Genomic DNA, 22,698 nt, shown 5'->3' with positions numbered 1-22,698 from the left:
GATACTCAAACAAATAAGGGCACTTTTATGCGTCATCAATATCATCCTCTTGGGTTTGAAGGGTCTCGAATTGCTCAGGGTTTTTGGCGTTGTCATGAATGGGATATGTCTGTTTCGGAACGTTTGGACTTTATTCTGTCCTGTTTGGATTTAGGGGTAACCACGTTTGATCATGCAGACATTTATGGTGATTATCGTTGTGAAGGTTTATTTGGCGAGGCCTTAGCGAAAAAACCAGCGATGCGCGATAAGATGGAAATCGTCACTAAATGCGGGATTTTGCTACCGTCTGAGAGCCGCCCCGATATATCAGTACATCGTTATGATTACCGTGCTAAACACATACACGAAAGTGTGGATCGTTCTTTGGCTAATCTTCAGTGTGACTATATCGATACTCTATTATTGCATCGTCCTAGTCCATTAATGGATGCGGACGAGGTCGCTCAGGCGTTTGATCTGTTGTTTACGCTTGGCAAGGTCAAGCATTTTGGTGTGTCTAATTTTACGCCTGCGCAATTTGATTTACTGCAATCACGCTTAGATGCTCCTTTGATTGTGAATCAAATTGAGCTGTCGCCTCTTTCTCTAGCACCTTTTGAAGACGGTACTTTGGATCATTTACAGCAGCACGCGGTTACGCCTATGGCTTGGTCTCCTTTAGCGGGAGGCGAATTGTTTCGTGGAAATGGGGATCGCATTGTTCGAGTGAAAGAAGTGGTGTCAGATATCGCAAAATCGATGAAGGTAAACTTTGATCAAGTAGTGATTGCTTGGTTGTTACGTCATCCATCGGGCATTTGCCCTGTAATGGGCTCAGGTAAGATTGAACGTTTGGCGTCGGTTTGCCAAGCCGCTAATATTGTCTTAAGTGATGATGATTGGTTTAAGATTTGGATTACGTCGCAAGGTCATCCTGTTCCATAGCAAAGCCTGATTGTGGAGAGCGGTTGGCTCTTCACTAGCTTGCAGTTCATTGTTGAGTTTACTCCTTTCTGATTTATGCAATAGACTTCTATTAGGTGTTCTATTACATATGCCTAATATAAATAATTAAAATAACCAAAAAAAAAGATTTAACTTGCACATTTTTTGCTACAATAGTCCGTCAGCTATTTTATTTCTGGGGTAAGAGATTGTGCGTAAGGTTTATAGAGCAGTACTCATTGGCTGTATGTTGTTATTTGTATCCGCAACACAAGCGATCACGCTACCCGATCCTCAGGGTAAGGTGATTTTAGTGATTGGCGGCAAGATTACCAATACTGGAAAGGATGGCAAGACCGTTCGGTTAGACCGTCAAATGTTATCGGATATTGGTATTGTGGAAAGCACTACCTCGACGCCATGGGCGAAAAAAGAAGAGAACTATACCGGTCCATTGCTTCGCCAAGTATTAGAATACGTTGGGGCAAAGGGCTCCACTATGCGAGTACAGTGGCGTAAGAAGCACAGTACTATTTTGCCGATTAGCGATGCTTACAATTACAGCTTATTATTGGCAATGGACATGAACGGTAAGCCCGTTGATAGTCGAGAAAAAGGTCCGTTGTTTCTCCTTTACCCAGTTGAGAAAATACCTGGGTTAGATACAACTGTTCTACAAAATCGGTCTCTGTCTCAAGTAGAAAGCATCATTGTTGAATGAACTTTGCTAGCTAGCCGCAGCATTTTTTGAATTTCTTCCCTGATCCGCAGGAACAAGGATCGTTCCGGCCAACATTTTGTTTAGGGATTGTGGTTTTGGTAAGTGGTGCTGTTTTGATGTCATGTTCCCCTCCAATATATAGCCACTGACCCTCTTCTTTTCTAAACCAAGACTTTTCATTTAGTTCACCTTGGTGCATGCCTTCTTTAAAGTAAGCACGAAAGGTTACTGTGCCAGTATTGTCGCTGGTTTGACCTTGTTCCGTTGCTAAAATCTCAAGCCGAGTCCAGTTGGTTAAGGCATTACTGTTATCTAAGGCTTCTACTTCATCCTCATTCACTTGGCCTTTCTCTAGCCGCTGAGTAGCAAGGATATAATCCATTTTATTCATAGCAAATGCAGAGTAACGGGAACGCATAAGAGCTTCTGCGGTGGGAACGCTAGCCGCCCCGCTGTGATAAAGACCACAGCATTCAGAGTAGGGGGTTGTACTGCCACAAGGGCAAAGAGTTGGGAGTGTCATTGATCGATCACCTTACATCGCCAAATAGTCAATAAGATGCGTATAATACCGCTTTATTTAATGGCTAACAGGAATTATTTGTGACCTCATCGGGACCCACTTCATTTTTCTGGTTTGATTTTGAAACCACAGGAACAGACCCCGCACGAGACAGGCCGATGCAATTTGCAGGCATTCGGACGGACTTAAACTTTCAACCCATTGGCGAGCCAATCATGTTGTATTGCCGCCTTTCAGAAGATGTCTTGCCACAGCCAGAAGCCTGTTTACTCACTGGGATTACCCCGCAGGATGCAAACCGTGAAGGTTTGTGCGAAGCCGAATTTATGCAGGCTATTGAAGCAGAGTTGTCTCAACCAGGTACCTGTGCCTTAGGCTATAACACCATTCGATTTGATGATGAAGTGGTGAGGTATGGTTTTTATCGTAACTTTATTGATCCTTATGCTCGTGAATGGCAAAACAACTGCTCACGTTGGGATATTATTGATTTGGTACGCATGGCATATGCAATGCGTCCAGATGGCATTGTTTGGCCTAAAGACGAAGAGGGTCAGGTGTCCATGAAACTGGAAGCTTTAACGAAAGCCAATAACATCGCCCATGACCAGGCCCACGATGCTTTGTCAGATGTATATGGCACGATAGAGATGGCAAAGTTGATACGAGACAAGCAACCGAAATTATTTCATTACTATTTGAAAATGCGCCAGAAACACGAACTGCAGCAGTTCATTGACCCGGTTCGGATGAAACCTTTTTTGCATATTTCTGGAATGTTTGGTCAGGCACGTAAATATGCAGCCTTTGTGGTGCCACTTGCCGCGCATCCAACTAATAAAAATGGTGTGATTGTTTATGATTTAATGTCCGATGCACAGCCGCTGGTGGATTTGTCAGTAGAAGAGATTCGTCACCGAGTGTTCACATCCAAAGAGGCGCTTGGTGAGGTAGAGCGCTTACCGCTTAAAGTGATTCATTACAATAAATCACCAGCGGTGGCACCAGCGACTTTTCTGAAAGACAAAGCAGTTGTTGAACGTTTAGAGTTGGATGGTGATATTTGTCGTCGTAATTTGGCGTTACTCAAACAGCATGCTTATGTGGCGGCAAAAATACGCGATGTATTTATGCAAGAAGAGCGAGCGATACCCAATGACCCAGATTTAATGTTGTATTCAGGGGGCTTTTTCTCGAGGGATGATAAGGCACGAATGGAAACCATACGCTCAACACCGCCTGAGGCGTTGAATGAGTTGGAAATGTCGTTTGATGATCGTCGTTTACCTGAAATGTTAATGCGCTATATTGGTCGCAATTATCCTGAATATTTGAACGAGCAACAGCGTGAACAATGGGAAGAATATCGTATGATTCGTTTAACGGAAAGTGATGGAGGGGGCTCGATTACTATGATGTCCTTTTTTGAGCGTTTGAATAGCCTTGCACAAACTGGTGATCTCGCTCCGGCGAAACAGATTATGTTGCAGGACCTTGCGGACTACGCACAAGGTATCTATCCCATTGGGTAAGTAGGGTTAAATCATGAGTGAACAACGTAGAGGGACGCATTGGCTGGTTGGTTTAGCGGCTTTTGTGATTATTATCGCTGGATTAAAAAGTGCATCGCAGATAGTGGTGCCGTTTATGTTGTCAGTATTTATTGCCATCATTTGTGCGCCTTTTATGGCCACACTGCGACGATATGGTTTACCAACATGGTTGTCAATTTTGATTGTGGTGTTGATAGTATTAGTTGGTATTGGAAGTTTGGCTGCCTTGGTGGGCTCTTCAATGGATAATTTGTCCGATCAATTACCAACCTATAAGCAGAACTTTGCGAAGCAAATGGAGGCGCTTTTTTCTAGCCTCAATGGTATTGGTATTCATATTTCTGATAGTCGTGTGCAAGAGTATCTTGACCCTTCTTCTCTTATGAAGCTCTTCACTAAGGCGTTAACTGGCCTAGGTAGTGCTTTAACCAATATTATTTTGGTGATTATGACCGTTGTTTTTATCCTATTTGAAGTGGTTGAATTACCCAAAAAATTAACTTTAGCCGTGTCCGATGCAGAAAAATCCTTAAGTGGCGTTCGTTCTTTTGTTGAGTCGGTCAATCGTTATTTGGTTATTAAAACTCTTGTTAGTATTCTTACGGGAGTAATGATTGCTATTTGGCTGTGGGTGATAGGGGTGGATTTTCCAATTCTATGGGGTGTGTGTGCCTTTTTGCTGAACTTTGTCCCGAATATTGGTTCTATCATTGCGGCGGTGCCTGCTGTGATGTTGGCTTTTGTTCAGCTAGGAGCATTTTCAGCAGGCTTAACAGCGGCGGGCTTTGCTGTTGTGAATTTAGTGATTGGTAATGTAATTGAGCCTCGTTATATGGGAAAAGGGCTGGGCTTATCCACGCTAGTTGTGTTTCTGTCATTATTACTTTGGGGATGGGTATTTGGTCCTGTTGGTATGTTGTTGTCGATCCCGCTGACCATTATTGTGAAATTAGCTTTTGAGGCGAATCCTCGCATGCACTGGCTAGCGGTGATGATCGACTCAAATACGTCGGCAGCGGATACCAATAAAGATAAAGGTGAAAAAAAATAAGGCAATCGGTCGGCTTATTGTCACAACGACAAGCCCTTTACAAATTATTCCATAGACGAAAAAACCAACTTGAAAGAAAACAAGTTGGTTTTTTTAGTCAAGCAAGCTGATAAACGAACCGAGTTCAGGTTCAATTACAAGTTAGCAATTTTCTTTAAATGACTGTGAGAGTCATTCTCGTTATCATTTAGTTGGTATTCATTCACATCAGAAGCTAATTGATCCGCCTGAGCGAGCAAACTTTCAGAGGCCGCCGCAGCTTCCTCTACCAACGCAGCATTTTGCTGTGTCATTTCATCCATATTGCTAACGGTCTTACTCACTTCATTCAGTGCGATGGATTGTTCCGATGAGGCATCAGCGATTTCGGTCATGATGTCGTTCACTTGTTTGATAGCATTGACAATGTTTTTCATCGTCTCACCTGATTCACTCACTAGCTCATTGCCGCTATCAATGTTATGGGCTGACTCAGAGATTAAATCTTTAATTTCTTTGGCGGCATTGGCAGAACGTTGCGCTAAAGATCTGACTTCTGAGGCAACCACCGCAAATCCACGCCCTTGTTCTCCAGCTCGAGCAGCCTCAACGGCAGCGTTTAACGCCAAAATATTTGTCTGAAATGCTATCCCATCGATCATGCCAATGATATCCGATATTTTTTGTGATGAGTTATTAATTGAAGACATGGTATTCACCACTTGCTCTATTAATTCTCCTCCTTTTGTTGCGATAGAAACCGCGTTTGAAGTTAATTCATTGGCTCGTTTTGCGTTCTTAGCATTCTGTGAAACTGTACTGGTCATTTCTTCCATGGTGGAGGAGGTTTCTTCTAAACTGGCAGCCTGTTGTTCGGTACGAACAGACAAGTCGCTATTACCTGTGGAAATTTCACGAGCACTCACATGAACAGTTTCAGAAGCTTGGCGTATTTGCACAATAATCTGTGTCATGGTATCGAAAAGTGAGTTAACCCCTTGAGATATCGCTAATGTTCCTTCAAATTTACCCTCAGTGGGAATTCTCTTTCTTAAATCCTTGCCTGAAGCGGCTTCAATTGCAGAGTTAACTTCTTTGATGGTTTCTTGCAATTGTTGTTCAGCAAGTACTTCATTTGTGATATCAGTGGCAAACTTAACGACTTTGTATGGTTTGCCGGAAGAGTCACGAATAGGGCTGTAGTTTGCTTGAATCCAAACGACACTGCCATTTTTATGCATCCGAGGAAAACGTCCAACAAAATGCTTGCCTTGAGAGAGATCCTGCCAAAACTTTTTGTATTCGTCGCTTTTTCTGTAGTGAGAGTCCACAAATAAACTGTGATGCTGGCCTCGGATTTCGTTGATCGAGTAGCCTAATGTGTCTAGGAAATTTTTATTTGCATCCAGAATAGTGCCATCCAATTTGAATGCTATGACGGCTTGCGAAGCAGAAATTGCCGCTAACTGACTTTCATAATCGGCATTTTGATTCTTTTTATCAGTGATGTCTGTGGCATACTTAACGACTTTATACGGTTTTCCATTATCGTCAAAAATAGGATTGTAACTTGCTTCAATCCAAATAGGCTTGCCTTCTTTCGTGTAACGACAAAATTCACCTGTTTTGAACTCGCCTTTTCCTATAGTGTCCCAAAAGTGTTTATAGTCTTCACTGGTACGATATTGGGGATCAACAAAAATACCGTGATGCTTACCCTGTATCTCTTCTAATCTATAACCAAGGGTGTTTAAAAAGTTTTCATTAGCAAAGAGGATGTTTCCTTTTAAATCAAACTCTATGATTGCCTGTGAGAGAGATATAGCAGCTAATTGACCTCGTATATTAACTAGCTCCTCCTTATCAACAACGACTTTGTTATCATCTATAGGTGTTGAAAACCAGTTTTTAAACATGATATAAGCATCCTATCCTAATAATGGTTCAGTTGTATTTTTGCAGTCTTTCAAAACAGTGTAAGTTTTTCTTGGTTTTGTCTACGATAAAAAATTGATGCTAAATGCTTTATCCTAAGACTAGTAAAAAAAAATCAAAAAGCCAAAAATCTTGGTAGAAATACGTTTCAATATGTAAACTCTTTTCCAATCAGTGAATTAAGTTCCTTTTTGGCACTTTCAAAATCAATGGATTGCATAGCACTCCTAAGTGCGTCCACTTCGGGAAAATCAAACATTCCTAATTTCTTTTCAAGGTATTGATAGTGGTCTAAAGAGCGTAAGTTGCAGCTCTCAACCAAGTTTAGTAGAAACACCAACTCTTCATCTAAATCCATTTCTTCTGTCTGGGCCAGCTGAGAGAGTGGTGAAGAGGTGTTATCTGACGGCACTTGCGTGGTAAGAGAAATTTTGTTTGCATGGGGGGCTGTTTGAAAAGAAGTGGGCGCTGTTGGGTCATTACTTTCTCCTTCGTTTTGTTCAAAATAGCAAGAAATAGTGTGGTTAAAGGCATAACATATTCGTTTTATTTCAGTAATTTCCTCAATCAAATCAGAAGGTATTGGAGAGGGAAGGCTTTTTAAGCGTGTTTCTAAGTTATTTGCGCGTGTCGACAGCGACATGAAGGCAAATGTGGCGAACCCACCTTTTAAAATATGCAATCCTTTTACTGTCTGATCATTTATTTCTTCAAGATAGGTTACTGCGGTCATGACTTCCTTTTGAAAAGCGAATAAGGCCATTTTATAGGTGTCAAATGAGTCTAAGAACCGAGATAGGGCAAGATCGAATGTTGCGTTGCTAATATCAAATCCATTGTTTTTGAAGTAATTGAGAAAATTCAGTTTTTGTCTGTATTCGGTATCCATTTTATTGCCCCTTTAACTATTTGATAAATCAAGCTTTTCAATGAGTTGTTTGCTAAGTGTAAACAAGAGACATGGTACGATCAGAGGAGTACTATAAACACCTAGAGGCTTATAGCAAAAGAGCTTGTTTAGGGTTCTGATATTTTCATTCATCTTTCTATCCATTATTAATGGCAGCATAGGGATTCTTCACTATACTCATGGTAAAAATAGGTGCTATTTAAGGATTGGACAAGGCCATAGGATGAAATTGATTACTCAAGAATTTGATCATACCCCTACCGTTCTTCTAGTTGATGACCAGCCTTCGGTTGCTTTTATTGTAAAAAAGATTTTAGAAGGCTATTGTGAGTTGCTTTATGCTTCTCATCTTAGTAAGGCTCATGAGCTTTTGATAAAGACTGAAGTCGATCTGGTGTTGTTAGATATTGAGCTACAAGGAGAAACGGGCTGGAATTTCATCGAACAACTTAAGGCTATCTACGAGTTGTCCGATCTACCTCCTATTATGTTTATTACCGGTCATACTGGTAGTGAGATAGAAGAAAAGGCTTTGGAGCTTGGGGCTGCAGACTTTATTATTAAGCCCATCGTCCCTGCTATTTTAAAAATGAGGGTCATGAACTTATTACGAATCAAGTCACTTGATAGGCAAGCCGTATTTTATAAAAATCAATTGGAAGATATGGTAAAGCACTCTGCAATGGTAATTTCCTTTTGGTCATCTGATTGGCAATGTTTGTACTTTCGTGATAGCGATCAGGAAGAGTCTGCACCAAATACAGTGCAATTGGTTGATATTATTCCGGCATCTTTAGCAAGCAAAGTGATGCAAATCGGCACTGAAGAAGGATCTCATCAGGTTCAGGCGAGCAGTGAGATTGATGATGGTATCAGTGGCCTAACGATGACAATGCGGCACTCTAATATCTTTGGTGATTATATCTTTCTGTCATTTACACGTGTGTCAGAGACAGCTTGATGGTTCAGGTCGTTGGCTCAGTTTATCTATTCGTGTCATGTATCAGAAAACGAGTTGGTGAAATGCGTAAATACATCGACATTTATCGAAGTAAGTTTGTGAATTAAAATCGACTAGGTAAACTCTCTAAAACATAATGTAATTAGCATTTAAGCTAAGTCATTGCTTTGGAGGAATTTATGAACGGTTCATTTCAATCCCTTTTTGTTGATAATGTGTCTCGTCAGCATTATCAAGCGGATCCAGCTACAACGGAAAAGTCACATATACAGGTCGTTATATGGCCAACTTTTTCTGGCCTGACACAGTTTGAAAAAGGCATTGCAGACCAAATCGCAGCCTTCGGGTACTCTGCAACGGCTTTGGATCTCTATGGTACGAATACTCCTGAAAGCATGGAAGATAAGCGCTCAATAATGGGGGTCTTACTTTCTGAAGAGTCGCCATTACATGATTTGCAACGTTCACTAGTAGAAGCGGCTTGCCCAAATGCATCCGGTAAAACCATTGTTCATGTTGGGTTTTGCTTAGGGGGGCGTTTGTCTCTGGAAGCTGGGCTTCATTTGACTGGTAGTAAAGGGGCAGTAAGTTTTCATGGGCTGATGAGTTTCTATCGCGCTGCCAAGGAAGATGTCAACCAGGATGTGAAAATTATGGTACTCAATGGTTATGATGATCACTTAGTTAGCGATGAAGATTCACAGTCAGCGAAGCACTACTGGACAGAGCTAGGCATTGATTTCCAATTTATGGATTTTGGTAATACGATGCATTCTTTTATGCTGCCAAGTGCGAACAATCCAGACCATGGTAGTATGTACAACCCAACGGTTGCTAAGCGTGGCTACCATTATCTAGAGTATTTTTTGAGTGAGTTTTAAGCCTAATTAAACGGCTTCTATTCTAAATAATACGATTAAATGCCCTCACTTGAGGGCATTTTTGTATGGTGTTGCTCTTTTATTGTTTTACTTTGCTTCTATTCTGTTAACCACGCACTGGCACTGGCCGATCAATTAGCGCCTCTCCTTTTTGGTTAAAAAGGTAGCAGTCTTGTTTATTGATACCGACCTCAACAGATTCACCATTCTTAGTTAAGTTTTGGCCACTGGCTTCGATAGTTAGTTTGTGGCCCTTATGTTCACCATATAGGAAAGTGGTGCCACCTAAATGCTCTGCAACATCGACTTTAACACTCAACGTAAAGTCCGCGTTTTGTGTGGTTTCACTGACATGTTCAGGTCTCAGACCAAGTTTTACATGGTCGTTTTTCGCGACCTTGATGCCATCCACATCTAATTGAATGATTTGTCCTGCAACATCAATGGTGGCAAGGTCGTTGCCATCGATTTCCAATACTTTTGCATCTAAAAAGTTCATTTTTGGCGAGCCAATAAAACCTGCGATAAAATCATTGGCTGGGTTATGGTAAAGTTCGAGTGGCGAACCAACCTGTTCGACTCTTCCGTCGCGTAGTACGACAATTTTGTCGGCTAAGGTCATGGCTTCGACTTGATCGTGGGTGACGTAAATCATCGATGACTTTAAGCGGTTATGTAGCTTAGCTATTTGAATGCGCATGTCGACGCGAAGCTCTGCATCCAAGTTAGATAAGGGTTCGTCAAAAAGAAACACATCCGGTTGGCGCACAATGGCGCGACCAATGGCAACCCTTTGACGTTGGCCTCCGGACAGCTGCTTGGGTTTGCGTTTAAGAAGTGGCTCCAGTTGCAGTATGCTGGCGGCATTGGCCACTTGCTTTTTGATTTGCTCAGGGTCGCCTCCAGTCATGCGCAAGCCAAAACTCATGTTTTCCTCGACAGTCATATGCGGATACAAGGCATAGGACTGGAATACCATGGCTACACCTCGATCGGCCGGAGCAACATGGTTCATGTTTTGTTCATTGATCTCTAGAGAGCCTTCGGTGATGTCTTCTAAACCAGCAATTAAACGCAGTAGCGTTGATTTACCACAACCAGATGGACCAACAAAGACGACAAATTCGCCATCCTCTAGGTCTAGATTGACTCCATGAATGGTTTCGATGTCATTAAAGCGTTTGATGACGTTTTTTAAAGTTATTGTTGCCATGAAATTACCTTACTGCTTGTCGGAGGCGATGGCCCCCATACGAGAGGAGACCTTCAAACAAGCTTCTTTAACCAGTGTTTGAAAGTTTTGGAAACGCGCGTCATCGACTCGAAATTTCGGGGCGGTGATACTAAGCGCTGCGATGGGTTCGTTTAAATGGTTAAAGATGACCGATGCGGCACATTGAATGCCTTCTTCATGCTCTTCTAAATCCAGTGAAATCTTGCTCTTACGAATGTCGGCCAATCTGGCTTTTAGGTCGTCCGCATTGGTAATAGTGGTTGGTGTATGACGAATAAAGGATTGCGCTTTTATCGCTTCTTCTAGCTGTTCCTCCTTTAGAAATGCCATCATGGCTTTTCCTACGCCAGTACAATAACCGGGGCCTTTTTTACCAACAGCCGAGAATAAGCGTAAGCTTTTTTGGCTTTCCAGTTTGTCAATGTAAATGACATCTCCACGGTCTAACACGGCTAAGTGAATGGTTTCACCGGTTTCCTTCCATAGATGCTTCATTTGATCTGCAGCGATGTCTCTCACATCAATTTTCGACCAAGACTGATGAGCTAACTCTAATAAACCATACCCTGGATGGTAGGTTTGGGCGTCTTCATCGAAGCGTAATAAACCTTTATCGACAAGTGAGAGCAAAATGCGATGGGCTGTTGCTTTAGGTAAATCTGCGCTTTCAACAATCTCGGCGAATCTTAGAGGTATCTCAGACATGCACACCTTCTGGAGCAAGCTTAGCGCTTTATCCAGAGAGGAGCCTCCGCTTTTGGTCTCCGATTTTGTCATGGTAGTTCTCCAAAAAGTAAGCTTAATAATCTTTATATCTATATATGGAACTCGGTTCCATTATTTTTTATTAAGTGTTGCAAAAAATGGAACTTTATTCCATTATTTTTTTTAGGTGAGTTGTCTGTCAAGAATGATGACCCTTTATTTTAATAAAAATAGTTATAACTCTAACAAAAATAGTTATAACTCTAACAAAAATAGTTATAACTCTAACAAAAATAGTAATAAAAATAAGAGGTGGGTTAGCATGCAGAAATTGCATCGCAAACAACAACAATGGATGCCGATTGCCTTTCTTGCGCCGGCCGTCATTTTGTTTTCAGTGTACGTTATCTTCCCCATTGTTCAGAGTGTTTGGTTAAGCTTCTATCAATGGGATGGGCTTGGTGAAAAAACCTTTGTTGGCTTTGGTAATTATATTGAGTTGTTTCAGGATGGTCAGTTCTGGACCGCATTTGTCAATAATATTTACTGGTTGATTTTTTTCATGTTGGCGCCACCTATTGGGTTATTGCTAGCGTTGTTTTTAAACCAAAAAATGATGGGCATTCGCTTTGTTAAAGCCATGTTCTTCTTTCCTTTCGTTATCTCTCAAGTGGTGGTTGGCTTAGTCTTTTCCTGGTTTTACGATCCGAGCTTTGGTCTGTTCAATAAATTCATTGAACTGTTTGGCTTTCAGCCGATTGCGGTCTTGTCGGATCCAAATGTGGTTACCTTTGGCATTATTGCCGCTGGGTTATGGCCGCAAATTGCCTATTGCATGATTTTGTATCTCACAGGGTTAAACAATCTCAACCCGGATCAAATTGAAGCCGCCCGATTAGATGGCGCTTATGGCTGGAAAATGCTGCGTCATGTAATTCTTCCTCAGCTAAAGCCAGCGACGTTTATTGCTATTGTAGTTACTGTCATCGGTGCTTTACGAAGTTTCGATTTAGTGGCGACCATGACCTCTGGTGGACCATTTGGTAGCTCCAGTGTGCTGGCTTACTTCATGTACGAACAGTCGATTTTCAATTATCGCGTGGGCTATGGCGCTGCTATTGCCACGGTCTTGTTCCTGATGATGGATATCTACATTGCCTACTTTCTATGGCGCATGCTGAAGAGTGAGAAAGCCTAATGTTTCCTACCCCAATCGAAAAAAGATCATTACCTTTTAATATTAGTTACCGTGTCGCGGTTTGGATTGCCTTAATTTTATGGCTCTTACCTTTGATTGCGGTGTTATTAACCTCAGCGCGTTCTACGGCGGATTTAAATGCGGGAAATTACTGGGGGATTCCCTCCCAGTGGATGCTTGTTCAGAATTATGAGCAAGTCTTTACGCAAACCCCCATGCTGCGTTATTTATTAAACTCCATCATTATTACAGTGCCAGCTGTTATTGGCGCGGTGTCCTTGTCGACATTAGCTGGATATTCACTGGCAAAGTTTAAATTTCGTGGGCGTATGGGGTTATTTGCAGCTTTTATCGCCGGGAATTTTGTTCCCTTTCAAATTTTAATGATACCCGTACGAGATTTAACCATTCATATGGGCTTATATGATACCGCTAGTGGTTTGATTTTATTCCATATTGCCTTCCAAACAGGGTTTTGTACCTTGTTTATGCGCAACTTCATCGTGGGCTTGCCTGATGAATTGATCGAAGCGGCAAGGGTGGAAGGGGTGAGTGAGTGGAAGATTTTCCGCCATATCGTCTTACCCTTGGTCAGGCCTGCGCTAGCAGCTTTGGCTGTGCTTATTTTTACCTTTGTTTGGAATGATTATTTTTGGGCCTTGGTCTTGGTGCAAAGCGATGATGTACGCCCGATTACCGCCGGTATCGCAGCCTTGAAAGGTCAGTGGATGGCATCCTGGCAGTTAATTTCGGCTGGCTCCATTGTTGCTGCATTGCCTCCGGTGATGTTGTTTTTTGCCATGCAACGGCACTTTATTGCGGGTCTAACGCTCGGTGCAACGAAGGGGTAATGGTGATGAAAAATACACACGATATTGCTCTGTATCGTCAGGATAGACAGAATCAAACGTTGGTGATTGCTTGCCCACAAGATGGCGCGCCAGAATTGCTCTACTTTGGACGAGCTTTACCAAAAGATACTCACTTAAACAGTCTTTATTGGTCTCAGCAGCAAGCAACTCAGCAGGCATCATTGGACGTACCCGCTCCAATGAGTTTGATTCCTGAAGCAGGCCAGGGTTGGTTGCAATCTCCTGGAGTAGAAGCCAGCGCAGTAGATCGGCCTGCTTGGGCAATGTGTTGGTCACTGTCAAACGTTCATCAGCAAGCGGATGGCTTTTTGATTGAGCTGGAAGATACTCGGGCTCAGCTTGCTGTGGCATTGTCTATTGGCTTGCAGCCATCTGGGCTGTTACGGCAACAGCTGACACTGACGAATCAGGGACAAGGAGATATTACCGTTCATCGTCTTGCCTGCACCCTGCCAATGCCGCCACATTTCACTCAGATGCTGAGTTTTTATGGCCGTTGGTGCCAAGAATTTCAACAACAACGGAGTGAGTGGCAAAGTACCTGGTTGCAAGAGAACCGTCATGGTCGTAACTCTCATGCTAATTTTCCGAGTGTGATTCTTGGCGAGCAGGGTTTTAGTGAAGAGCAAGGGGAGCTGATTGGCTCACACTTAGCGTGGAGTGGCAACCATCGGCTTAAAGCAGATTACACCATGGAAGGCCATCGGTATTTGCAAGCGGAGGCTCTCTATTTACCTGATGAGATCGTGCTAAGTTCCAGTCAATCGATCAGTACCCCAGAGTTATTAGCCAGTTACAGTCGAGCGGGACTCAATATGGTGAGTCAAGTATTTCATCAGCATGCTAGAGAGCGACTCGTACTAAGCAAGCCCCGTCCGGTGCATATTAATACGTGGGAAGCTTTTTATTTTGACCATGACATAACGCGTTTAAAGGCCCTCGCCGATACTGCTGCTCATGTTGGTGTTGAGCGCTATATCTTAGACGATGGATGGTTTCGAGGGCGCAGTAATGATCAAGCAGCACTAGGGGATTGGTTTGTTGATCAGGAAAAATACCCTAACGGTCTGACGCCGTTAATCGATCATGTGAAAGGACTGGGCATGGAGTTTGGTTTGTGGTTTGAGCCAGAAATGGTGAATCCCGATTCCGACCTTTATCGCTCCCATCCAGAGTGGGTTTTGCAACTGCCACAATACGATGCGGTTCTCGCTCGCCATCAACTGGTATTGAACTTAGCCAAACCAGAAGTATATGACTACCTACGAGAACGCCTGTTTAGCTTATTAAAGGGCTATCCAATTGATTACATTAAATGGGATATGAACCGAGATTACACCCAGCCTGGTGGTGAGATCTGCCCCCAAGCCTATGAACAGGTTGTTGCTTTGTATCGTCTGCTTGGCGAATTAAATACTGCGTTTCCGGACTTAGAAATTGAAAGTTGCTCATCCGGTGGCGCTCGCGTGGATTTCGGGATTTTGAACTTTACTAAGCGTTTCTGGGCATCTGACTGTAATGATGCTTTTGAGCGCCACAGTATTCAGCGAGGTTTTAGTTATTTTTTCCCGCCTGAAGTGATGGGCTCACATATCGGGCCGGATCAAAGTCATACCACAAATCGCATTCACGACGTAGCGTTTCGTGCAGGTACCGCCATGTTGGGGCATTTAGGCATTGAGTGGAATTTGTTGGATGCTAATGCCGAGCAAAAAGCGATCATTGCCCGTTGGATCTCTCATTATAAAACCTATCGTTCAGTGCTGCATTCAGGTCGTAATTGGCGTTTACCCAGTGCTGATGGTCGAGCACAAGCCCAATGGGCGTTGAGTGAGGATGGTCAAGAGGGGCTGTTGGTTTATAGCCAATTGACGATGCCGAAGCAGGCGCAAACCTTACCCGTTCGTTTACCCGGGCTAGAGGCAGAACAGAACTATCAAATCAGTGTATTGGAACACAGTCCATTACCTGGGCACTTGATGAAAGCTTTACCTGCGTGGTGGAAAAACGACCTTATTTTAAATGGCGCGACGTTAAGTCAATTAGGACTGCAATTACCGATATTGGATCCAGAATCCTTATTAATGCTGTCTATTCGCGCTATATCCCGTTTGGAGGCTCAGTAAATGACCGATTCTACGAAAGACAAAAAGGATAGCCAACCAGTCAATGGCGAGAAAAAACCACTCCGTAGCCAACAATGGTATGGCAAGTTAGATAAGGACGGTTTTATTCATCGCAGCTGGATGAAAAATCAAGGTTTGCCAGACCACAGTTTTGATGGTCGTCCTGTGATTGGCATTTGCAATTCTTGGAGTGAGTTGACGCCTTGTAATGCCCACCTTCGTGAATTAGCTGAGTACGTAATGCAAGCGGATGAAGGTGCTGACTTGGATTTCTTAGTCGGTAATAGTGGCTCAAAAGTGAGTAGGGAGTCGCATTAATGTCAAACAATAAAAATAATAACCAGAACCATCTGAATTCGACTCAAGCTTATCCTCAGTACCCCAGTTTGTCGGGGCGTCATGCTTTGGTGACAGGGGGCGCATCGGGGATAGGTGAGGCATTGGTTCGAGCGTTGGCGCAACAAGGTTGCTTGGTGAGCTTTTTTGATATTGATCAAATCGCAGGCAAAACCTTGTCGGAAGAGCTAAACGGCAAAGGGCTGAAAACACATTTTAGCAGAGTGGATTTAACGGACATTGAGACACTGAAAAGTACGATTATAGAGCGGATAGCCGATTGGGGAGCCATTCGTCTCCTTGTCAACAACGCCGCCAACGATCAGCGCCACAGTCTGCAAGATTTTAGTTCAGAGCAGTTTGATCAATGTATGTCAGTCAATTTAAAGCCTCACTTCTTCACGGCTCAAGTGGTTGCTCCTGCTATGGCTGAAGCTGGGGGCGGTAGCATTATTAATATGAGTTCTAACTCTTGGATGTTGGGCTTGTCTGGTTACCTAGGTTATGTCACGGCCAAAGCTGGGATTTCTGGTTTAACCAAAGGCTTGGCTCGAGAACTTGGCGGGCAAAAAATTCGGGTTAATACGGTCTTGCCGGGGTGGGTGATGACGGAAAAACAAAAGCATCTTTGGCTGACTCCAGAAGCGGAAGCAGAACTGATGATTCAGCAAGCTCTTAAGGAAAAAATTGAGCCAGAAGATGTGGCAGATCTAGTGTTGTTTTTGGGGTCTGACAACAGTCGCATGATTTCAGGACAAAGTCTTGTTGTCGACGGAGGGCGTTTGTGATGACACAGACTCGTCCAGTGTTTGACTCAGATCCTTTTGTGCCTTTGTGTATCGCTGTGGATTGGGGAACGACCAATTTACGTGCTTTTCTAATGGGTCAAACTGGACATATCCGCGCCAAGAGAAGCAGTGATCGAGGCATGCTAACCCTCAATAGCGATGAGTTTGAATCTGTTCTACAGGATTTTTTAGGCGATTGGTTGCACCCTGATGTGCCTATTTATATGGCAGGCATGGTGGGCAGTCGTGGAGGCTGGCAAGAGGTGCCTTACCAAGTTTGTCCGATGCAACTCGACACACTTGCTGAGCACTTGTGTTGGCTTGATAGTCATTTGCCTTGTGAGGTAGCCATTGTACCAGGGCTTCAAGGGATTGGTATCAGTGGGCATTTCGATGTGATGCGCGGTGAGGAAACCCAGCTGTTAGGGGCGATGGATTGGCTGTATGAACAAGGTCAAGCGGATCAAGCTGTGTTGTGTTGTTTACCTGGCACCCATAGTAAATGGGTCCCCCTGTTGAAAGGGGAGGTAACTCAGTTTTCGACCAGTTTTTCGGGGGAAATGTTTGCGCGATTGAGCAATGAATCCAGCTTGGTGAAGGGGCTACCTAAGCAGGATTCCCTGAATAAAGAAGGCTTTCAACAAGGTCTATTAGCCAGTCAGCAAGCGGGTGGCTTATTGCACCATCTGTTTAGTGTTCGCAGTGACTCTGTTTGTGGACGTTTACCGGAAGAGCAGGTGCGAGATTATCTCTCTGGAATTGTTATCGGGCACGATGTGAACGATATGCTGGCTGCGCAACCGCAACCTATCAGCAGCGTGTTGATTGTTGGTAGTGAACATCTCTGCGAACGATATCAAGTCGCCCTGTCGTTTCATCAGGTAGCTTCTCAATGTTTGGACGCCAGTGAAGCGAGTATTCGTGGTTTAACACGCTTGGCTCGCCAGCAAGTGCGTCAGGAGCAACAAATAGGAGAAAAGAAGTAATGAACACATCTTTTAATGAGTTAATGGCTGAGTTTCCTATGGTTGCCATTTTACGAGGTATTAAACCAGAGGAGGTGGTTGAGCATACTCAAGTGTTAATTGATTCTGGTTTTCGATTGATCGAAGTGCCACTGAATTCACCGGATGCCTTTACCAGCATTCGCTTATTGCAACGCACTTTTGGTCAGCAGGCTTTGATTGGTGCGGGTACAGTTTTAACCATGGCGCAATTGACAGAACTGGTGGCTACGGGCGCTAAGTTGATGGTCTGCCCCCATACGGATGTGGAATTGATTAAGGCTGCGAAAGTCGCAGGCATGTACGCCATGCCTGGTTTTTTTACGGCGAGTGAAGCTTTTGCCGCACTTCATGCGGGGGCGGATGCCGTTAAATTATTTCCTGCCGAAGTTTTACCCAACATAAATGTTGTGAAGGCTCTGGGGGCAGTTATTCCACAGGATGTCTGGTTATGTCCTGTTGGCGGTGTGACGCCAGATAACGTGCCGGACTATTTTGCTGTTGGTGCAAAAGGGTTTGGTCTGGGGTCGGCTTTATACAAAAAAGGTCAGTCTGTTGAGGTGACCAAAGTCAATGCCGATGCCTTTGTGGCAGCTTGGAACGATTATAGACAAACATCTGTGTAAGTGACCAGAGAAGAAAAGGTCATAACAAGGAGAATAATAATGAAACAGATTAGTACCCAGCGTCATCAATTGGCAGAAGGGCCTTTTTGGAGTGAAGCGGAGCAAGCTTTGTATTGGGTCGACATTCCTGCCTGCCAAGTATGGTGTTGGCATCAAGAGGATAATCGATACGAGCATTGGACCTTGCCAAAGAAAGTATCTGCGGTTTTCACCACACAAAGTGACCGGCTGTTAGTGGCAATGGCCGATGGTATTGCTTATTTGGATAAAACCACCACAACGCTGGATTACTTGTGTGATTTAGACAGTGATCTCCCTAGCAATCGTAGCAATGATGCTAAGTGCGACCCTGACGGTGTGTTGTGGGTAGGAACGATGGATGATTTAGAGCAACAAATGACAGGGCGGTTATGGAAAATTACGCCTGAAGGCAAAAAAGCGTTAATGCTGGAGAATCTTGGTATCAGTAATACGTTCGCTTGGGATGAGGGGCGTGGGCGCTTTTACTTTGGCGACACAATGACACGTCGAATTCACGCTTATCCTTACCCTGAGTTTTATGATGTTCGCCTACAAAAGCCCTTTGTCGAAGTGAAAGAAGGGGTTGGAAACGATGGTTCTTGTATTGATCTTGAAGGGTGTCTCTGGAATGCAAACTGGAATGGCGCTCGTATTGTGCGCTATAGCCCAGAAGGGGAGATGTTGCAGACCATTGAATTGCCTTTTGCCAAGCCGACCTCGTGTGTGTTTGGTGGGCCAGAAGGAAAAACCTTGTTTATCACATCCGCTAGCGTGGATACCTCCGCTGAGCAATTGGCAAATCAACCACTGTCAGGTCATGTGATAGCGATTGAAATGGATGTGGCGGGTGCGCCCAGTCAGCCATTCGCGGGAGTTTAATCATGAAGTTAGGTGTGTGTTATTACCCAGAACATTGGCCAAAAAGTCGCTGGCAGCAAGATGCTCAAGAGATGCGCGAAATTGGCCTTGAGTATGTGCGTATTGGGGAATTTAGCTGGAGTACTATTGAGCCAGAACCTGGCGAGTTACATTGGGAATGGTTGGATGAGGCATTAGATATTCTTCATGAGCATGGTTTGAAGGTGATTCTAGGGACACCAACGGCAACCCCGCCGAAATGGCTGGTGGATCGCCACCCGTCTATGTTGGCAAAAGACGAGCAAGGCAGGATTCGTCATTTCGGATCGCGTCGTCATTATACCTTTGCCAGCCTTGATTATCGGGACGAATGTCGGCGAATGGTAACCTTAATGGCTGAACGTTACGGCCAACATCCTGCGGTGGTGTCTTGGCAGACGGATAATGAATATGGTTGTCATGATACGGTGCTGAGTTACGCAGAAGCGGATTTAATGGCGTTTCGTCTCTGGTTAAAAGACAAATATGGCACCATCGATCGCTTAAATACTGCTTGGGGAAATGTCTTTTGGAGTATGGATTACCGTTCGTTTGAAGAGGTTGATTTACCAAATTTGACGGTGACAGAAGCCAACCCCTCCCATCGTTTGGATTTTCAGCGTTGTTGTTCTGATCAAGTGGTTGCGTTTAATAAGTTACAGGTAGACATTCTACGTCAGTATTCAAAAGGCCGTGATTTAGTGCATAACTACATGGGCTTTTTTACGGCTTTTGATCATCATAAAGTCGGTCAAGATTTGGATGTGGCCAGTTGGGATACTTATCCATTGGGCTTTCTGGATCAAGAGGCCATCTATAGCCAAGAAGAAAAGCAGACTTACTTACGAGTAGGACACCCAGATTTTGGCGCTTTTCACCATGATCTATATCGTGGCTGTGGCAAAGGGCGTTTATGGATCATGGAGCAGCAACCAGGCCCAGTAAATTGGGCACCTCATAACCCGACCCCAGCGGAAGGCGCAGTGCGGCTATGGACATGGGAAGCGTTTTCTCATGGCGCTGAACTGGTCTCTTATTTTCGTTGGCGACAAGCGCCATTTGGTCAAGAGCAAATGCATGCAGGTTTGCTACGGCCCGATGGTCAAGGGGCAGAAGCAGCCAAAGAAGCGGCTCAAGTAGCGCAAGAGGTGTGTGATTTATCACAGGTGCTAGGGTTGAATGCCGAGGAATTAATGGTGTTACCTAAATCAGGTAATGTTGCCTTGATGTTCGATTATGATGCTTGTTGGTCATTGGATATTCAGCCGCAATCCCGTGCTTATCGTTATCTTTCTTGGTGTTATCGTGTTTATGAAGCGCTACGTGAGTTAGGTTTGTCGGTTGATATTGTTTCTAACCAAGCAGCTTTAGATACCTATCCATTACTCGTACTTCCTGCTCAGGCGCACATTTCTAAAGACCTGCAAGCAAGATTAAATAGCTATCAAGGGGTGTTATTGGCTGGTCCCCGCACAGGTAGCAAAACCGCTACCTATCAAATTCCAGATAACTTAGCGCCAGGTCCACTGGCCAATCTATTGCCGTTGACGGTTGAGCGTGTTGATGCGCTACCAGAGCACACTAAGCCATCAGTCTTTGGTCTTTGGGGGGAGGGCTCGTTGTGTTATTGGCATGAACAAATTTCCACGGATTTACCTTGTCTGTTAAAAGATCATACTGGCCAACCTGTTTTAGTAGGTTGTGATAAGCATTTCTATCTTGGTTCCTGTATAGATAAGTCACTTTTGAAAGCTTGTCTTGTGAAGTTAAGTGAAAAGGCTGGCCTCTCGACAGAGTACTTACCAACAGGGGTCCGTATTCGTGAGCGCGGTCCTTTACTCTTTGCTTTTAACTACGGACAACACTCCGCCCATTATCAACCCGATGATGCACAGATTCTGATTGGCAGTGAATCGTTACCACCTGCAGGGGTCGCTATTTGGCGACGTGACTTAACGGATAATCAATAAGACTGGTTTCCATCAATAACAACAAAAAGAGGATGTATCATATGAAAAAACTATCTTTGTTTTGTATAGGGGCGTTGGCGTCTGTCGCGGCGTCTTTATCCCATGCAGGGACCTTGGTGATTAACTCGGATCAGGCGGATCCTGCGCCGAAAAAAGCCTTTGCGGAAGTGATTAAAAAGTTTGAAGCGGAAAATCCCGATATTAAGGTCCAGTATAATCTCTATGATAAAGAGGGTTATAAAACCGCTATTCGTAACTGGTTGGTGACCAGTCCGCCAGATGTGGTGTTTTGGTATGCTGGTAACCGAATGAAGACCTTTGTGAAGAAGGGTTTGTTTGAAGATGTCAGTGGCATGTGGAAAAAAGAAGGACTTAAAAAATTGATGCCCTCTGCCGTCAGCGCTATGACGGTCAATAATAAACAGTATGGTATTCCTTACACTTATTATCAATGGGGGATTTATTATCGAAAAGATATTTTTGCGAAATTAGGCTTAAAAGTCCCTAAGACTTGGAAAGAATTTTTAGCCGTCAATGCTAAATTGAAAGCCAATGATATTACACCAATTACTATAGGAACCAAGTACTTGTGGCCTGCAGCTGGTTGGTTTGACTATCTCGATTTGCGTATTAATGGCTTGAAATTTCATATGGATTTGATGGATGGCAAAATTGCCTATACAGATCCGCGCGTGAGAAAAGTATTTGAGTACTGGGATCAGTTAGTAAAACCGGGTTACTTCTTGAAGAATAATGCTGCTTACTCATGGCAAGAGGCACAGCCGTTCTTGTATAACGGTAAAGCGGCAATGTATTTGATTGGGAATTTTATTACGCCCAACTTCCCAAAAAATCTTGAAAATAAAATGGGCTTCTTCCCGTTCCCAACCATTAATCCTAAAGTACCTGACGCGGAAGAAGCGCCAATGGATACTGTTAATATACCGAGTAAAGCGAAAAACAAAAAAGACGCTCGGAAATTTTTAGAGTTTATGGCGCGTGCCAGCACACAGACACTGGTTAATGCTGCGTTACTACAGATTCCTACCAATAAAGATGCCCATGCACCTAATGATGTATTCTTAAATGAAGGGGAGAAAATGCTCAAAGCGGCTTCTGGCACCTCACAGTTTTATGACCGTGATACCGATCCGGCGATGGCTCGAGAAGGTATGAAAGGGTTTCAAGAGTTTATGATGGAGCCAAATCGTCTTGATTCGATTTTGAAACGTTTGGAGCGAGTCAGAGAGCGTGTGTTTAAAGTGCAAAATTAGTTCTTGTCTGATGTGTAAAACAAAAAACCACTAGGTATTCTGAAGAGATCCCCAGTCATTGGACCATCCAATGACTGGGGATCTTTTTATATCATCATTTACGTGCGGTTTGATGAACAACACGTTTCTCTAAGGTATAGTTTTTATAAATATTGTGTAATTAGATTGCATTGAATGGTTGATGCATATTTTAGTTATGATATATC

General features: G+C 43.6%; 20 protein-coding genes and 1 pseudogene. 16 read left to right on the top strand and 5 right to left on the bottom strand.

Annotated elements, in window-relative coordinates; all coding sequences use genetic code 11:
- Positions 1-27: 27 nt before the first annotated feature.
- A complete protein-coding gene (locus MSP8886_RS08000; protein WP_067014738.1) occupies positions 28-927 on the top strand; it encodes an aldo/keto reductase in 900 nt (299 codons plus the stop codon).
- A 211-nt stretch (positions 928-1,138) separates the two neighbouring features.
- A complete protein-coding gene (locus MSP8886_RS07995; RefSeq protein WP_139063115.1) occupies positions 1,139-1,648 on the top strand; it encodes a putative pterin-binding protein in 510 nt (169 codons plus the stop codon).
- A 10-nt stretch (positions 1,649-1,658) separates the two neighbouring features.
- Here MSP8886_RS07995 and MSP8886_RS07990 read toward each other — a convergent pair whose 3' ends face one another.
- The gene (locus tag MSP8886_RS07990; protein WP_067014733.1) at positions 1,659-2,171 is read right to left on the bottom strand and encodes a YchJ family protein; all 513 of its coding nucleotides are present in this window, start codon (positions 2,169-2,171) and stop codon (positions 1,659-1,661) included.
- 80 nt (positions 2,172-2,251) lie between these two features.
- Between MSP8886_RS07990 and sbcB the strand changes: the two genes are divergently transcribed.
- Together sbcB and MSP8886_RS07980 are read left to right on the top strand one after the other, a co-directional pair.
- A complete protein-coding gene (gene sbcB / locus MSP8886_RS07985) occupies positions 2,252-3,703 on the top strand; it encodes an exodeoxyribonuclease I (RefSeq protein ID WP_067014730.1) in 1,452 nt (483 codons plus the stop codon).
- Positions 3,704-3,716: 13 nt separating this feature from the next.
- The gene (locus tag MSP8886_RS07980; RefSeq protein WP_067014727.1) at positions 3,717-4,775 is read left to right on the top strand and encodes an AI-2E family transporter; all 1,059 of its coding nucleotides are present in this window, start codon (positions 3,717-3,719) and stop codon (positions 4,773-4,775) included.
- 134 nt (positions 4,776-4,909) lie between these two features.
- Here MSP8886_RS07980 and MSP8886_RS22670 read toward each other — a convergent pair whose 3' ends face one another.
- Positions 4,910-6,670: a methyl-accepting chemotaxis protein gene (locus MSP8886_RS22670; RefSeq protein ID WP_067014724.1), complete on the bottom strand. Its 1,761-nt coding sequence runs from the start codon at positions 6,668-6,670 to the stop codon at positions 4,910-4,912.
- A gap of 167 nt (positions 6,671-6,837) precedes the next feature.
- A complete protein-coding gene (locus tag MSP8886_RS07970; RefSeq protein ID WP_175365289.1) occupies positions 6,838-7,452 on the bottom strand; it encodes a hypothetical protein in 615 nt (204 codons plus the stop codon).
- Positions 7,453-7,822: 370 nt separating this feature from the next.
- Here MSP8886_RS07970 and MSP8886_RS07965 point away from each other — a divergent pair, with 370 nt between their 5' ends.
- Together MSP8886_RS07965 and MSP8886_RS07960 are read left to right on the top strand one after the other, a co-directional pair.
- On the top strand, positions 7,823-8,560 hold the full coding sequence (locus MSP8886_RS07965) for a response regulator (protein ID WP_067014718.1): 738 nt from the start codon (positions 7,823-7,825) through the stop codon (positions 8,558-8,560).
- 179 nt (positions 8,561-8,739) lie between these two features.
- Positions 8,740-9,441 (top strand): dienelactone hydrolase family protein, encoded by a 702-nt coding sequence (locus MSP8886_RS07960; protein ID WP_067014715.1) that lies wholly within the window; start codon positions 8,740-8,742, stop codon positions 9,439-9,441.
- A gap of 106 nt (positions 9,442-9,547) precedes the next feature.
- Here MSP8886_RS07960 and MSP8886_RS07955 read toward each other — a convergent pair whose 3' ends face one another.
- Positions 9,548-10,654 carry an ABC transporter ATP-binding protein gene (locus tag MSP8886_RS07955; protein ID WP_067014711.1) on the bottom strand — a complete coding sequence of 369 codons (1,107 nt, stop codon included), beginning with the start codon at positions 10,652-10,654 and terminating at the stop codon, positions 9,548-9,550.
- A 9-nt stretch (positions 10,655-10,663) separates the two neighbouring features.
- The gene (locus MSP8886_RS07950) at positions 10,664-11,452 is read right to left on the bottom strand and encodes an IclR family transcriptional regulator (RefSeq protein ID WP_067014708.1); all 789 of its coding nucleotides are present in this window, start codon (positions 11,450-11,452) and stop codon (positions 10,664-10,666) included.
- A 250-nt stretch (positions 11,453-11,702) separates the two neighbouring features.
- Here MSP8886_RS07950 and MSP8886_RS07945 point away from each other — a divergent pair, with 250 nt between their 5' ends.
- From MSP8886_RS07945 to MSP8886_RS07900, 10 genes and pseudogenes are all read left to right on the top strand, one after another.
- Positions 11,703-12,578: a carbohydrate ABC transporter permease gene (locus MSP8886_RS07945; protein ID WP_067014705.1), complete on the top strand. Its 876-nt coding sequence runs from the start codon at positions 11,703-11,705 to the stop codon at positions 12,576-12,578.
- Entirely contained in the window at positions 12,578-13,429 is an 852-nt protein-coding gene (locus MSP8886_RS07940) for a carbohydrate ABC transporter permease (RefSeq protein WP_067014702.1), read from the top strand. Before MSP8886_RS07945 ends, MSP8886_RS07940 begins: the two co-directional genes overlap by 1 nt.
- A gap of 5 nt (positions 13,430-13,434) precedes the next feature.
- Positions 13,435-15,576, top strand: a complete 2,142-nt coding sequence (locus MSP8886_RS07935; RefSeq protein WP_067015794.1) for an alpha-galactosidase — start codon at positions 13,435-13,437, stop codon at positions 15,574-15,576.
- Positions 15,577-15,816 (top strand): annotated as a pseudogene (locus tag MSP8886_RS07930) (hypothetical protein); the annotation flags it as partial.
- Between the two features lie 77 nt (positions 15,817-15,893).
- Positions 15,894-16,700, top strand: a complete 807-nt coding sequence (locus MSP8886_RS07925; protein ID WP_067014695.1) for an SDR family NAD(P)-dependent oxidoreductase — start codon at positions 15,894-15,896, stop codon at positions 16,698-16,700.
- Positions 16,700-17,686, top strand: coding sequence for a 2-dehydro-3-deoxygalactonokinase (locus MSP8886_RS07920; protein WP_067014692.1), 987 nt, complete (start codon positions 16,700-16,702; stop codon positions 17,684-17,686). The genes MSP8886_RS07925 and MSP8886_RS07920 overlap by 1 nt, the downstream gene beginning before the upstream one ends.
- Positions 17,686-18,330 carry a 2-dehydro-3-deoxy-6-phosphogalactonate aldolase gene (locus MSP8886_RS07915; protein WP_067014689.1) on the top strand — a complete coding sequence of 215 codons (645 nt, stop codon included), beginning with the start codon at positions 17,686-17,688 and terminating at the stop codon, positions 18,328-18,330. Before MSP8886_RS07920 ends, MSP8886_RS07915 begins: the two co-directional genes overlap by 1 nt.
- Before the next feature lie 39 nt (positions 18,331-18,369).
- Complete coding sequence (locus MSP8886_RS07910; RefSeq protein ID WP_067014685.1) at positions 18,370-19,230, top strand: SMP-30/gluconolactonase/LRE family protein; 861 nt, start codon at positions 18,370-18,372, stop codon at positions 19,228-19,230.
- 2 nt (positions 19,231-19,232) lie between these two features.
- The gene (locus MSP8886_RS07905) at positions 19,233-21,218 is read left to right on the top strand and encodes a beta-galactosidase (RefSeq protein WP_067014683.1); all 1,986 of its coding nucleotides are present in this window, start codon (positions 19,233-19,235) and stop codon (positions 21,216-21,218) included.
- 41 nt (positions 21,219-21,259) lie between these two features.
- A complete protein-coding gene (locus tag MSP8886_RS07900) occupies positions 21,260-22,492 on the top strand; it encodes an ABC transporter substrate-binding protein (RefSeq protein ID WP_067014680.1) in 1,233 nt (410 codons plus the stop codon).
- Positions 22,493-22,698 lie beyond the last annotated feature (206 nt).

The sequence above is a fragment of the Marinomonas spartinae genome (genome assembly GCF_900089775.1).
GTDB classification, from domain to species: domain Bacteria; phylum Pseudomonadota; class Gammaproteobacteria; order Pseudomonadales; family Marinomonadaceae; genus Marinomonas; species Marinomonas spartinae.
Note: the sequence above shows the minus strand (reverse complement) of the source record. Positions and strands in the feature narration are given on the sequence as shown.

What these genes read in the sequence shown, in the direction of transcription:
- MSP8886_RS07900 (WP_067014680.1), top strand. Translation starts at nt 21,260, where the DNA reads ATGAAAAAACTATCTTTGTTTTGTATAGGGGCGTTGGCGTCTGTCGCG.
- MSP8886_RS07925 (WP_067014695.1), top strand. Translation starts at nt 15,894, where the DNA reads ATGTCAAACAATAAAAATAATAACCAGAACCATCTGAATTCGACTCAA.
- MSP8886_RS22670 (WP_067014724.1), bottom strand. Translation starts at nt 6,670, where the DNA reads ATGTTTAAAAACTGGTTTTCAACACCTATAGATGATAACAAAGTCGTT.
- MSP8886_RS07905 (WP_067014683.1), top strand. Translation starts at nt 19,233, where the DNA reads ATGAAGTTAGGTGTGTGTTATTACCCAGAACATTGGCCAAAAAGTCGC.
- MSP8886_RS07990 (WP_067014733.1), bottom strand. Translation starts at nt 2,171, where the DNA reads ATGACACTCCCAACTCTTTGCCCTTGTGGCAGTACAACCCCCTACTCT.
- MSP8886_RS07945 (WP_067014705.1), top strand. Translation starts at nt 11,703, where the DNA reads ATGCAGAAATTGCATCGCAAACAACAACAATGGATGCCGATTGCCTTT.
- MSP8886_RS07965 (WP_067014718.1), top strand. Translation starts at nt 7,823, where the DNA reads ATGAAATTGATTACTCAAGAATTTGATCATACCCCTACCGTTCTTCTA.
- MSP8886_RS07955 (WP_067014711.1), bottom strand. Translation starts at nt 10,654, where the DNA reads ATGGCAACAATAACTTTAAAAAACGTCATCAAACGCTTTAATGACATC.
- MSP8886_RS07910 (WP_067014685.1), top strand. Translation starts at nt 18,370, where the DNA reads ATGAAACAGATTAGTACCCAGCGTCATCAATTGGCAGAAGGGCCTTTT.
- MSP8886_RS08000 (WP_067014738.1), top strand. Translation starts at nt 28, where the DNA reads ATGCGTCATCAATATCATCCTCTTGGGTTTGAAGGGTCTCGAATTGCT.
- MSP8886_RS07980 (WP_067014727.1), top strand. Translation starts at nt 3,717, where the DNA reads ATGAGTGAACAACGTAGAGGGACGCATTGGCTGGTTGGTTTAGCGGCT.
- MSP8886_RS07970 (WP_175365289.1), bottom strand. Translation starts at nt 7,452, where the DNA reads ATGGCCTTATTCGCTTTTCAAAAGGAAGTCATGACCGCAGTAACCTAT.
- MSP8886_RS07920 (WP_067014692.1), top strand. Translation starts at nt 16,700, where the DNA reads ATGACACAGACTCGTCCAGTGTTTGACTCAGATCCTTTTGTGCCTTTG.
- MSP8886_RS07950 (WP_067014708.1), bottom strand. Translation starts at nt 11,452, where the DNA reads ATGACAAAATCGGAGACCAAAAGCGGAGGCTCCTCTCTGGATAAAGCG.
- MSP8886_RS07940 (WP_067014702.1), top strand. Translation starts at nt 12,578, where the DNA reads ATGTTTCCTACCCCAATCGAAAAAAGATCATTACCTTTTAATATTAGT.
- MSP8886_RS07960 (WP_067014715.1), top strand. Translation starts at nt 8,740, where the DNA reads ATGAACGGTTCATTTCAATCCCTTTTTGTTGATAATGTGTCTCGTCAG.
- MSP8886_RS07915 (WP_067014689.1), top strand. Translation starts at nt 17,686, where the DNA reads ATGAACACATCTTTTAATGAGTTAATGGCTGAGTTTCCTATGGTTGCC.
- MSP8886_RS07935 (WP_067015794.1), top strand. Translation starts at nt 13,435, where the DNA reads ATGAAAAATACACACGATATTGCTCTGTATCGTCAGGATAGACAGAAT.